11 protein-coding genes and 1 pseudogene are annotated in these 12,725 nt (G+C 46.5%); 4 read left to right on the plus strand and 8 right to left on the minus strand.

Annotated elements, in window-relative coordinates; translation table 11 throughout:
* Positions 1-23 precede the first annotated feature (23 nt).
* Positions 24-789 (plus strand): annotated as a pseudogene (locus tag E0E29_RS12470) (IS5 family transposase).
* Here E0E29_RS12470 and E0E29_RS12475 read toward each other — a convergent pair.
* The 8 genes from E0E29_RS12475 to E0E29_RS12510 form a co-directional block, all read right to left on the minus strand.
* Positions 773-982 carry a methionyl-tRNA formyltransferase gene (locus tag E0E29_RS12475; protein WP_130850110.1) on the minus strand — a complete coding sequence of 70 codons (210 nt, stop codon included), beginning with the start codon at positions 980-982 and terminating at the stop codon, positions 773-775. The pseudogene E0E29_RS12470 and the gene E0E29_RS12475 sit on opposite strands and share 17 nt — an antisense overlap.
* Positions 983-999: 17 nt before the next feature.
* Entirely contained in the window at positions 1,000-1,380 is a 381-nt protein-coding gene (locus tag E0E29_RS12480; RefSeq protein WP_341273108.1) for a very short patch repair endonuclease, read from the minus strand.
* Between the two features lie 22 nt (positions 1,381-1,402).
* On the minus strand, positions 1,403-3,022 hold the full coding sequence (locus E0E29_RS12485; RefSeq protein ID WP_130850112.1) for a DNA cytosine methyltransferase: 1,620 nt from the start codon (positions 3,020-3,022) through the stop codon (positions 1,403-1,405).
* 21 nt (positions 3,023-3,043) lie between these two features.
* Complete coding sequence (locus tag E0E29_RS12490; RefSeq protein WP_130850113.1) at positions 3,044-5,119, minus strand: AIPR family protein; 2,076 nt, start codon at positions 5,117-5,119, stop codon at positions 3,044-3,046.
* A 1-nt stretch (position 5,120) separates the two neighbouring features.
* Positions 5,121-6,062 (minus strand): PD-(D/E)XK motif protein, encoded by a 942-nt coding sequence (locus E0E29_RS12495; protein WP_130850114.1) that lies wholly within the window; start codon positions 6,060-6,062, stop codon positions 5,121-5,123.
* On the minus strand, positions 6,059-8,794 hold the full coding sequence (locus E0E29_RS12500) for a Z1 domain-containing protein (RefSeq protein ID WP_130850115.1): 2,736 nt from the start codon (positions 8,792-8,794) through the stop codon (positions 6,059-6,061). Before E0E29_RS12500 ends, E0E29_RS12495 begins: the two co-directional genes overlap by 4 nt.
* Complete coding sequence (locus E0E29_RS12505) at positions 8,781-10,253, minus strand: ATP-binding protein (protein WP_130850116.1); 1,473 nt, start codon at positions 10,251-10,253, stop codon at positions 8,781-8,783. The genes E0E29_RS12500 and E0E29_RS12505 overlap by 14 nt, the downstream gene beginning before the upstream one ends.
* 88 nt (positions 10,254-10,341) lie before the next feature.
* Positions 10,342-10,560, minus strand: coding sequence for a helix-turn-helix domain-containing protein (locus E0E29_RS12510; RefSeq protein WP_130850117.1), 219 nt, complete (start codon positions 10,558-10,560; stop codon positions 10,342-10,344).
* A 350-nt stretch (positions 10,561-10,910) separates the two neighbouring features.
* On the opposite strand from E0E29_RS12510, the gene E0E29_RS12515 reads away from it, so the two are divergent.
* From E0E29_RS12515 to E0E29_RS12525, 3 genes are all read left to right on the plus strand, one after another.
* Positions 10,911-11,654, plus strand: coding sequence for a hypothetical protein (locus E0E29_RS12515; protein WP_130850118.1), 744 nt, complete (start codon positions 10,911-10,913; stop codon positions 11,652-11,654).
* Positions 11,655-11,987: 333 nt separating this feature from the next.
* Positions 11,988-12,248 carry a hypothetical protein gene (locus E0E29_RS12520; RefSeq protein WP_130850119.1) on the plus strand — a complete coding sequence of 87 codons (261 nt, stop codon included), beginning with the start codon at positions 11,988-11,990 and terminating at the stop codon, positions 12,246-12,248.
* A gap of 5 nt (positions 12,249-12,253) precedes the next feature.
* The gene (locus E0E29_RS12525; RefSeq protein WP_130850120.1) at positions 12,254-12,583 is read left to right on the plus strand and encodes a plasmid mobilization protein; all 330 of its coding nucleotides are present in this window, start codon (positions 12,254-12,256) and stop codon (positions 12,581-12,583) included.
* Positions 12,584-12,725 lie beyond the last annotated feature (142 nt).

A 12,725-nucleotide genomic window follows, 5' to 3' on the forward strand; every position in this document is an offset into this window, starting at 1 on the left:
AAGAAACCAAGTTATGCGAAGTTATGAGCATGAAACGATATGAATTAACAAAAGAACAATGGGAACGAATCAAGCCGCTGCTGCCACCGGAAGAAACGGGAAAGCGGGGTCGTCCCCGGAAGGATAACCGGATCATGCTCAACGGAATGCTCTGGATCGTCCGGAGCGGTGCGCAGTGGCGTGAGCTGCCGGCGACCTATGGTCCTTGGCAGTCTATATACGCAAGATTCGCCAAATGGCGGAATGAGGGCACTCTGGAAGCGGTATTCCACACACTGTCTGCGGACGCGGATATGGAGAACCTGAGCATGGACTCCACTTGCGTAAAGGTGCATGAAAGCGCAAATGGCGGGGAAAAAAACGGCGGATAAGGCGGTTGGCCGTACCAAAGGCGGGTGGAACACAAAGCTCCACGCTGTCGTAGACGGTCTGGGAAACCCGGTGGAGTTCCTTCTCTCCGCTGGAAATGACCACGATTCGGTTCACGCTGTTGAACTGCTGAAAAAGGTCAGAATCGGCGGGAGTGCCGTGCTGGCAGACAGGGCCTATGGTGCCCGGACGATTCGGAAATATATCTCAGCGCACGGGGCCAGCTATGTGATCCCGCCGCAAAGCAACGTTTCCGATCCCTGGCCGGTTGACTGGCATCTGTATAAAGAACGCCATCTGGTGGAGTGTTTTTTCCAGAAAATCAAGTGGTTTCGCAGAATCGCCACCAGATATGACAAGTCGGATGCTTCCTTCCTAGCCTTTGTGTATCTTGCCTCCATCGCTATTTTGTTGCTTTAGCACAATCTCCGCCTTTTTTCAAACAAGCCCTAATCTTCTCTGGATTCTCACGACCAATGCGGCCATAAGTGTCGATCTGCACATATTTTTCACCATCCGCTTCAAAAGTCGTATAAGTCGTGTAGACTTTATCGTGAATTGTGTTGCGGTATTTTTCGATTCTCTTAATACTATCCAAACTAATCTGTGCCATACTTAAAATCCTCCACTCTAACTTTTAATTTCAGCAGCTAACTTTGACAGTCGGTTTTCTCGAACTTTCTTTTTTAACTCGCATTCCCAGACAGTGATTACCTTCCAGCCCAGAGCTTCTAATTCTTTGCGGTTTTGATTGTCCCGTTCAACATTTCTAAGAATTTTGGGTCTCCAGTAATCCTGATTGGACGAGGGCCAAACAAATCGAGGACAATCATGCTTATGCCAGAAGCAACCGTTCACAAAGATTACAGTTTTATATTTGGGGAGAACTATATCAGGACATCCCGGCAGCTTCTTCACATTCTTACGATAACGGAATCCCTCTGCAAAAAGATACTTTCGTACAATTTCTTCAGGTTTCGAATTCGTACTGCGGATGTGAGACATGTTCATACTTCGGGCTTCCTTACTATGGTTATCCGCCATTCTGTTCACCTTCCGGTAAATTGTCTTTCAAAACTTTGGCCAACTTCTTGGCAATCGACTTAGCCATAATCGGCGGAACCGCATTGCCTACCTGCTGATACTGTTTGTCCTTTGAGCCGCAGAATACAAAACTATCTGGGAAAGTTTGCAGACGCGCTGCTTCTCTAACACTGATAGCTCGATCCTGTGTCGGATGTATCCACATAGATTTGCGGACATTCACCACTGTCCCACTGGGTTCGTCGTAGTTTAATCTAAGATAAATCGTATTCTGAGTCCGCGATGCGTCCGTATATGTATTGGTTTTCATCGAATCATCTAAAGCGTGGAAATTTTCTCCCTGTTTGAGCGCCTTAAAACGCTGCATCGCTGTATCGGTTGTTTTTGTAACCATATGGTTTTTTAGTATTTTGGAATCTCGAAGTGAAGAAGCCAATTCACCCAGGTTCTCTTTTGGCTGCAGAACAATACCATCTTTGTCGTCTTCAAGCTCAACGACCGGCTTGACATCTTCCAGATCGCTGATGGCATCGCGCACGGTTCGATATTCATCTGCATCAAAACGTCCTTTAGGAAGGGCTATTTTAGAGGAAATACGGCGTTTAATGCCTATCACAACAAAGCGCATTCGTTTCTGAGGCGCGCCGTAATCTGCAGCGCAAAGGACATCTTTATCCAAAACATAGTCATTTTCAGGTGCCTGCAATACGCTCTCCAGATAATCGTAAACAGCAAAAGAGCGAATCACGGCTGCGATTCCATCTTCGACAGAGTAGGCATCCACAACTATGTGATTTTCGTGTATCTCCTGTGCCTTGCTGAGCATACGTTGGATCAGAATCGCTGGTTCAATCCTGCTTTTGAGCGCAGACGCATCCAACTCACCAGAATAGTATTCTGAGATCGCTTGAAATGCTTCCGCAGAGACACTGGCGATATGATTACTATCATGCAATTTCGCATAGTCAGCAGCCGCAGCACAAAGCTTCTTTTTGTGCTTTTCAAGTGCAGATTTCATTTTTTCAAGATTCTTCGCGGCCTTATAGATAACGTTCAGCTCAAAGTAATGCTGTTCCGGCCAAAGATACTGCTGAATCTTCTGCTGATCTTTAACAATCTCCAGTGCGCCGTCAAATACATACGCCTGATCCAGCAAGTGAAGATATGTGGATTTAACAGGAATCTTGTATTTTGCGACAGTTTCAACATCACTCTCTTCCATATAAAATCGGTGAACATCAGATTTCAGCATGCTGACATTTTCCATAACGAATGCTTTTGGTTTGAGTTCGAGAACAGCCCTGATATACTGTTTTACCAGCATATTATTCTGACTGATAGCATGGTTCTTTTGGCGATTCGCATTAGAAAAGCCTTGACAGGGCGGGCCGCCGATGACCACGTCTATATCCCCATATTTTTCCTTAATCTCGTCATAATTTGCAGCGCAGACATCTCCATGTACTTCAACGCCGGGATGATTCAGGCGATATGTTTCCTGCATATAAGGACTGTTCTCAAACGCTACCTTGATATCATATTTTCTCGTCTGCATAAAGCCGAGGCTCAGGCCTCCTGCTCCTGCAAACAAGTCCACAACTTTGTACACAACACATTCCTCTTTCTCTTGTTAAAGGTTAAAACCCTCGGATAATGCTCGATCAAGGAGCGCAAGGAGTCGTTGACTCTGGTATCCACTCGGCATTTTGTTAGGGATTTGGCATGCATATTTCAGCGCCACATTTTCATCGGGCGATGCCATGCGTTTCTGCATCGCAAACGCAGACAGCTTTTTCCATTGATCTGCAGAATATTGAAGTACTTTAACCTGTGCCTCCGTTTCGGAAAGCACTTTTTGGTCTTTCCTCGCTTCTTTTTCTGCTGCCCTCACTTCAGTTTTTCCAATCAATACACTAGAAAATTCTGCTGGCAGAATTAGATTAATTTCTTGAACACTGTTCCAGCATCCCTCGCGCTTGCACCACTGCGTGACATTGATTGTAGGTCTATTTGGATCAGTTATCCTATAGAAGACCTGCTCAGCTATCTGTTCCAAAGCTTTTGTAACGCTTTCTGGAACGCTTTGGCGCTGCCAAATACTCTGCAAATCCAACTCCATATTTTTGAACTGCTTCCGAATTAACTGATGAAGCAGTGCCAATGAATAAGTAACGATGTTCGCTCGGTAGCCTTGTTCATACCACTCCTGCCTCGGTATCAACGCTTCGAGATGCTTAAATAAGATAACCAGCGCCACACTTTCTGTAAAGTATCGCTCATTAAACTGCGAATCGTTGGCCGTCCAAGCTTCATCAATCAACTCAGCAAACTTCATAAAGTTTGTCTGAGCACCCTTGCTGACGATGTGGGGCATTTCACTCCACGTGTTGCGTACTTTAGCCAAATCCGTTTTAGTGATGACTTTGCTCTTGGGATTTTGCAGCAGGAATTGCCGCTTCTTGGCCGGTGTAAGGCGCATCTGAGCCTGCAGAAATTGGCCCTTGGCACGCTCATAAAACCATTTTGTTTCATACTGCGCACCAGATTCTGCAGGAGCAAAAATTCTCCGGGAATGCTGCTCCATGCGTATGTGGAATGGATGAGTAGAGAAGAAATCTGCATCTGTAACTTTGTTTTGGCTATTTGAAGACCGAGATATATTTCGCACCAACTCTGTTGAACGGTCCATGTCGCTTTCATCAATCTCAGTCAGTTTCATCTGTACGTAGATGCCTTCTAAATCAGCTTTATCCTTATGACGGGTATTAGAAAGGGATGCTGTCGTCTGGCCGCCGTTAATAATCTGAAAGTCTCTTGCCCCGACAATGTGTGTTCCACCTGCTGTGCGCTCAAGCTGGACATCCATTGCGGTTGCAGATACGCCATTGTTATACGCAAAAAACATTGAGGGGCATTTCAAAATAGTTTCCCTGATTTTTTTATTTACGGCGACCTTTGTAGAAAGAAATGACCGAACATTGCCCTCCAACAATTGACTGCCATACTTATCATAAATATCTGCAAGAACCTTTCCCGGAATAATGCAAAGATAGCTGTTATATTCTGCCGTCGCAGCGCTGCTGGCCTCCAGGCAAGGGATGCCTTCGGGGATATATTCTCGAAAATCAATCTCAATATTTTGACGCCCCAGATCAGAGCAGCATACACGAAACACACGGTCGATGTCCCAGATTTGACATTCAGCAGGAATGCCTCCAATATCGAGATTGTCAAGATTCTTCAGCGTATCGCTGACATCTGCATCTGTGAAAATGAGAAGTCTGTATTTTCGAATTCTCTCTTTTTCCAACCGAAGCAGATCTACCAAATCTGCACATGGAGTACTCATCTCGATCTCTCTATACAAATTCGTGTTTAGGGCCTGATCCACAAACACGGCTAAGCGTTGAAAATTCGTTGAAGATACAACCTTACCCATCGTCCGTTCTTCCACGCCGTCATAATCCGCAATGATTAAATTCATCGTATAGTCGAATTCGTCAAAAACGTACCCATCTACACGATAGATTTTTCTCTTGGATGTTGTACTTGTATAGAAAGCAGGAGTGAAGTCCGGTAAGACTTCCGCTTCAACAAGATACTGCGCCATAGAGTCAACAAAGGCTGCGCAGGAACCCTCACCAGTGGCAGCAGCCTCTGCTTTTACATTTTCGAGAAAATCCTTTCTGAATTCCTGCGCATCCATGTTAACCCTCCACCCGCCAGTCTTCAATACTGGCCAGACTAATTGAATATTGTACCTCGATAATCTGCGGAACGACATTATCTGATGTCAGCCTTGGGAAATCCGCGTCTACGCGGAAATGCATTTCCCCCGAGCATACATATTTTTGCTCCCTATACTCAGGAAGATCGATAAAGCCATAGCGCATCAGCTTGCTTTCCAAAAGGGAATAGGCGTCATCGTTTTCATGCACCCGTCTGAAAGTGTGATCTACCTGCTCTCCAAGTGACACTGCGCCGCTGTGTTCTGGTGCACACTTATCAATAAGCATCACAACCAATTCTCCAGGATCGGTATTTGCAAGCTGCTCCAAAGAAGAAATTTTCACAGAATCTGCAGATACACCCACAGATTTCACCTCATGCCAGTTGTCTGCGTACACAAAGTCTTGATCAGCACCATCCGGGCCGACCCATCCTTGAACCGCCGGCAGAATTGGATATCCGGCATCAATCACTTCGCACAGATAGATAAGCTCGCCAAGCAATCCTTTGCGGTTACTCTCATCCATCAGGCTTTTTCTTTGATGCTCAAGCAGTTTGTTCCATTGCTTAAAGCGCCGCACTGTTAAATTCAAAGCAGAAATCTCATTATCTGCTGTTTGAGAATAAGAGATCAAATCCGCGCACAGCAATTCAAAAACGCTGTCCTGTTCATTGCGCATAAGCACAAAGGAAAGAGTCCATCGTCCGTCTGTGCGGCGGCCCTTGGTTACAACAATTGATTTGGAAGACGGCAGAAGTTCCGGCTCATTCTGTGAAATAATCACCAAGGCTTTCTGGTCAATCTCCTTGTAGCCAACGTGCCATTCAAGGGCGTGTTTCACCTCAATCTGTATGTATCCTCCGTCATAGTAGTTGAAGGCATTCCACTTCTCATGAAGATATTCAGCAGTAATTTTCATTCGTCTTCTTCCTCGTCAGGATCCATCCAGTTTTTCAGTTCAACCATGTTCACCATGTAATTCGCAGTACGGATACCGGCACCAGTATCAGGGAAACCAACGCCAAGCGCAAATAAATAGGGAGGAACTTCTCTGTTGGTAGATTCGACTTTATCCAAATCTGTTTCAATGATGTGCAGCATCAGCAACGGGCTTCGCTCTCGAATCAAATAGGCACTGTCAGACATATGCTTGTCCCCATTTTGTTCTTTGAAGCGTTTCCTTGCTGTTTCGATCTGTTCTTTGGTTAATCCAACTCTTGTGCAGCCGCCGGAACCCACCTTTACTTTAGTTCCGCTGATTCGAATCATTTTGTCGTCAGCTATCACAGAACGGCGCTCAGTTGCCTTAATCGGGAGTACTTCGCTGCCGCATTTGAGACCAGGCCCATATTCCGAACCTTCACCGTCTGTAATAAGGGCAACATCCCAAGTCTCATTGTCCATTTTTTCATCGATATACTCAGCAAGTGCTCTGCCTTGGAAGGCCAGGTGCCACGGGTGCGTTTCAAAGTCAAGAAGCAGCTGTACAACCAACTCTTTGTTTACGCCGCGCCAATAATATGGCTTCACAGAGAAGTCACGGGTCCCGGCGCTGCCTAAATGATCCACAAATTCTTTGAATGCAGCTTCATTCGCTTTCAGTATTTCAGGATTGGCCTTGAGCTTGGGCGTTTCAAGCAGCTTTCCCGATACAGTTACCGGGCGGCTTACCTGTGTTGCCGAGCGCATTTTGTTGCGAGCTGTTGCAATAAGTGAGTTCGGATCCTGACGCACTTTCAGGCCAAACTCCATCGGTGTTTGGTTGGCGAGCTTCATCTTTGCAATTTCATCTTTAAGCTCATTGGCCGCTCTGGTGATGTACCCATACCAGTCAATAGCTTCTTCTGCCATCCAAATTCTGAAAAGGTCCTCGTAGTTTGGACGATAACCAAACCAGCGTCCCATCTGCAGCAGCGTATCATACATTTGAGATTTGCGATAGAAATAGCTGACTCCCAGCCCCTCCAGTGTCAGGCCTCTGGACAAGCTGTTGCCGCCAACTGCAATAACGCGCAGGCCATCTTCTTTGTGGTTGAAATAATCCAGACTTGTTGCCCCAGTTCTTTGGTTAACTGCGCGCACTGCAATAGGGGCGATAGCGCGGTTTAAGTAATTGGAGCAAATGTCATCCCAATTTGTCTTGCTAATCTTTTCTAATTGGTGTTTCATCCACACTTTATGCAGATAACGCAGAGATGCAATTTGCTCGCGCTTTTCATCATCCAAAGCAGCATAATTCTGCACATCGGACTTTACTTGAACAAGCCATTCATTTACAGCTTCTGCAATTCGGTTCTGCACATCTGTAAAACGACTGACATGAATCATCATGGAGCGGTGCTCGGTATAATCGCCGCGCAGATCACGAATTGCATTAAACAGCAGAAAGTATGCAATTGCTTCATACATGCTGGGCGGCAGCGCATCCACTTCCAATGTCTTTTTGTGTGTAAAAGGGAAAAATAGATCCATTTCTTCGCGCCGCAACGGAATCAATACATCAGAAAACTTCTCTGTTGCGTCTCCGAAGATCTTATCAGCTCCAATGTAGTTCGTAGGCGGTGCCAGCGAGTAGATAAAATCTCTGGGAAATAGGTCATCGCCAATCATCTCATCTTCTGTTTCAGGGTTGATAAAAATATTGGCAAAGGGTGTCGCAGTAATTCCCAGATAGGAAGCCTGATTAAACTCGTGCAGTAGCTGGCGAATGCAGGCATTGATAGCGGCTGGGCTGTCATCCTCACTCTTTGTATTAACAGATGCATTATCTGCCTCGTCATCAATCAAGAGCATGGGCAGCATTATTTTCCCTGTGGTGTTATCACGACTATTGGAGAGCCATTTAATCAAATTGTTCAATATCCGCTTGTTTTTCTTTACGACTAAGACAATCGGATCTGAAACGCTTTGAAGGTTCAAATCATTGCTTTTCAGCACATTGATGTCAAAATCCTTAGTCACAGAGGTAAAGGCTGCGATACGCTTCTGTACGCCGTACCTGCCTACACCAACAGGCTGGTTTTTGATTCCCTGTTCAGCCTTTGGATCCAGATAATACTCACTCTTCCGGCCAGAGAACTCTGCATCCAAGCGAGACTGAGTCTGCTGGCGCAGATTTTCCATCATTCCTGCAAGAACAATAATAATTCTGTATCCAGTATCAGCAGCTTTGTTGCTGATTGCGGTGTAATTTGCGGTTTTGCCGGATTGGACATCGCCTAACACCAATCCGCGGCGCTGAAAAGGTTCTTTACTTTGCGGATCTCCGAGCAGATCGACGATCTCGTCAGAAACCTTATCCAGCGTTGCGGTAACCCTTGGATTCCAATGTTTAATTTCCTCCAGATATTTTTTATATCGATTCCAGAAGAAAAAGTCCAAATCTGCTCTTCTGGAAGGAAGCCATGATTTATGAGGTGTATTTCGATCATTGATGTACACGCCGACATCCATCTGTATAACAATCGACGCACGCAGACGGACAAGAATTTCTGCAAATTCCTCGTCCGTTACTGGAAGTGTGCTCAGCGTTGCACGCATGCTTTGTGCAAGCGTAAGAAATTCTTCCTCTGTAGGCGGAACTTCCTTGTACCGAGTACTAACCGCTGCGGAAATGAGATTTTCCAGCATTTCAATATTAGGGTTTAACATTGCCGTCCTCCTTTGCTTTTAGAGCGCGAATCACATCCGGATATCCGCAGAAAGGATCAGTATGCTCTATCTTTTCAAGCATTTCACGCCGCATAATGCTGCTGGGCAGAACGGACAGCATCTGTTCCAGCGTTTTGAACATCTCCTGCTCGCCCATATCCGCATCATTCTCAATCTTTTCGTCATTATTAAGATCAATGTAAAGTTGATTCAGAGGGATTCCTCGTTCTATGTATTTCAGTAATGTTTCAAGTTTGCCTCGAATTTCCGGAGCTTCGGCAACGATCTGATCTACCAACACATGGTCTCGGTTGATTTCATATACGATGCCGTTTTCCGGCGTTTTTAATCGGGTCCACATATGCTCAACCGAATCCGAAGTTTCCTTTTTCCCTCTGAACGTCCATGTCCGCTTACTTTTATCTGCAATACGATCAATTACAGTCTGAAGGCTATTCCTCACCTCGGCAGGTGGAATTGCATGAGATTTCTTAATATCCAGAGTCCACAAATCGTCCAAGTCATTTGGAATATCGACCATAACACGAGCCAGCTTTGAAAGATCACCCTGCCGCATCATACGGAACCACGTTCCCCAAATTAGAAGCCGCTTGTTTCGATATACATAAAAGCCCTGCCGTTTGCGAATTCCATCTTTGCCGCCAAGTTGGTTCTTTTCCTCTTCAGTCATTTTAGAAATATGAGGCAGAATATATGGCGTTACTAGAATGCGTTTCCCTCGAATCACCAGCGTTTCTGTGTCCATGGCTTGCGTGCTCTTCTTTATCAAAAACGGATCTGCCGCTTTAAGCTTTACTCCATTGAAAAGTATTTCTAGCTTTTTTATTCCGGATTCCCCGGATAAGTACCTGTGAAATACCAGTTCAAGGTGCTGCCTTACCTCGTCCATTTTTCGGCCAAGCGATTTTTCATAATCTACTTCACCCATCAGCAAACGGTCGAGGTTCTGCCATACAACCAATGTACCGCTATCCTGCTCATACAAATCAGAAATATGAGGAACTGAGGCAAAGTCTTCTTTATCAAGGATCAACAGTGACCATGCACCTGTTTTAATAACGTAATCAAGATCCCAGCGCCGTCCAATTACCTGATCTCCCTGTTTGCTGATTACGGTCAAAACACGGCACTGAGACAAAGAGGCAGTCTTCAGGCCTAAGCCATATCGTCCCAAGTCAGACGAGTCTCGTGTCTCAGTCGGACTCTTACTCCCATACTGCATAGCGATATTCATTTGAGCATCATCCATACCGGTACCATTATCCAGAATTGAGACATATGCATCGCCTACCGGAAAGAATGACAGCTGAGCTTTCCCAGCTTTTGCAGCAATACTGTTGTCAATAATATCTGCAATTGCAGCTTCTAAGCTATAGCCAATTGCTCGTGTTGATTCCATTAAAACAGGGGCAAACGGAGGCGTCTCTCTTACCTGCATATCGTCCTTCCTCTCTGCAATCACATTAACGGCGGCGAAATACTCCTATATAACAATTATCGCATGCAGTGTGTCCTAAAAACCGGACTCAGTCTTTCAAATTGGCTTCCGGCATAAATTCCATAATATCTCCTATATCCACATTCAAAGTAGAGCAAATCTTACTAAGCACGGACAGTGTGACTTCCTCATCCCGCCGCAGCCGGGTCATGGTGTTTGGCGCGATGCCTGCCGCTTTGCGCAGATCGGCTTTGCTCATCTTCTTATCGACGAGCAGCTTCCAAAGTTTGTTATACGAAATAGCCATTCCTGTTCGACCTCCGGCTACAAATATTGCTTTTATTATACATCCTTCTCGATCACAAGGCAAGAGAGCTTCGCATCGTGCTGCGAAACTCTCTAATTTCAAAAACAGCTTGCGTGCAAGACTCTCACACATAGATTGTTCGTATATCTTGGCAGCACTTTCGCTTCTTATTTTCCGCTCAAAGTCAGCATCATAAGGGCTTGGGATTATCCCAAAATTGCCGCGTGTCCGGACAGCGGCTGTGCTTGCTATTCTCTCAAATCCCAATTCTCTCCGTCCCAACGCCGCTCTTTCTCTCCGCCGAAATCTGTGCTATACTGTAAGAAAATCAGCGGAAGGAGGGCTTCCTTATGGCACTCAAACGGGTATTTGCCGGGTTTTACAAGCGATACGACGGAAAGCCCATCTTCGTTGTCCGGGTGCTCAAGGACATCGATACCGGCGAGTCCATCGTGTTCTGCAAGGATGCCAGCTTTGCCAAAGAAGACAACGAGCATTACTACCTCATACGGTACACCTCCTTCTGCGAGCAGGTCGAAGTCGATGGTGTGCTGCGGGATAAATACGTCCGCCAGACCCGGCGCGAGATCGACGAAGGCACCGTCCGCGAAGTGTATGAGGACGGCTTTCCGGAGCCCAAAAGCAAGCCATTCACTTATGTTGATGACGAGTACGTGGAGCACGCCATCCGTTGCAGCAGAACCTACTATGAATACGCCAAGGACATCTGTGAAAACTACCGGATGGATCTGCGGCGGTACAAGCTGATCCGGGAGCGCAAGCAGTATATCGGCGTGGCTGGCCGCAAGGAATACCGGGCCATGTGCGAAGATTTGGCCTTTATCCAGCAATCCCTTAAAACGGTGCTCAACAACTACGCCGATCTCTTCCGGAAACGTTTTTCCGAGGGGCTGTCCATCCGCAAAGCAGCAGATGCCATGCAGCAAAATCGCGGCGTGATCGAGCGGCGGCAGGCCGCACTCTATCGGGCGTTTGCCCAGCTTTTGCAGCAGCGGGACGAGGCAGACGGTGTCTGTCGGCTGATGCAAAAAACTGAATACGATCAAAGGGATAAAGAGGATTTGCTCGAATAATTGATGCAAATCCAAGCGCTTGTCGTAGTGGCAGGCGCTTCTTTTTTGCCTCCGTTATGACAAAATCGTGACACTCCGATTCATTCTGTCCGTTGAATAGTGAAAGGACATTTTGGAGCAAAAGCGCAGACCTCGCTCCTTCGACCTAAAAAATTTTTCGGACAAAACCGGAAAATGTGTCCGTTGGTTATATGGAGAGCCTTCTGCGTGACCAAAAAAATTTTCAAGTCACCTGACAAACGGCCAAGAATTGTCCGTGGGATGATGAAAGGAAAACCAATCCATCCAAGCCGCCCTTCAAACAAAGATTTCAAAATTGAAAGGAGAACCACTATGATCACTTACTACAACCACACCCACATGACCGCTGTACCCACCCGCCTCCTGCTGGATACGAACCTATCCGCAGAAGCCAAGCTCACCGGCGCGCTCTTGTACACCTTCGAGGACGGCGGTCTGAGTGCTCAGGAACTTGCAGATGCTCTGACCCTTCCGCCCGAAAAAGTTGCTCCGGTTTTTGCTGAACTTACCGGCAATGGCTATCTGGAAATTCTGGAAGAAAACGGTGCCTTCGGGCTGCACCTGAAGGGGTGATTCTCATGCCGGACCGCGCACGACCCATCCGCAAGGAAATCTGCCTGAACGAGCAGGAGTTAAATCTCGTACAGCACAAGATGCGCCAGTTGGGAACACACAACTTCGGCGCGTATGCCCGCAAGATGCTCATCGACGGATACATCATCAAGGTAGACTACACCGAGCAGAAAAAGCTGGCTGCTGCCGTCAGCAGAGTCGCCACGAACATCAACCAGATTTGCCGCCGCATCAACAGCACCGGGCGCTGCTATGAAGACGATGTTGCCGAGCTGAAAGCACGGCAGGCCGAAATCTGGGAACTGTTGAAGATACGGCAAAAGGATGAGCTTTGACCACAACGGGATTTTCCATACGTGGGTTTTCCGTCACCGGTTTTTCGGACGGTGGACAAGCTGACGCTCCGGAGCGTACCGCAACCGGATTTCAGGACGACGGTTTTCGTGCCGTTCATCGGGACTGAAATTCATCCTCTAA

This window comes from Intestinimonas timonensis (assembly GCF_900626145.1).
Taxonomy (GTDB): domain Bacteria; phylum Bacillota; class Clostridia; order Oscillospirales; family Oscillospiraceae; genus Intestinimonas; species Intestinimonas aquisgranensis.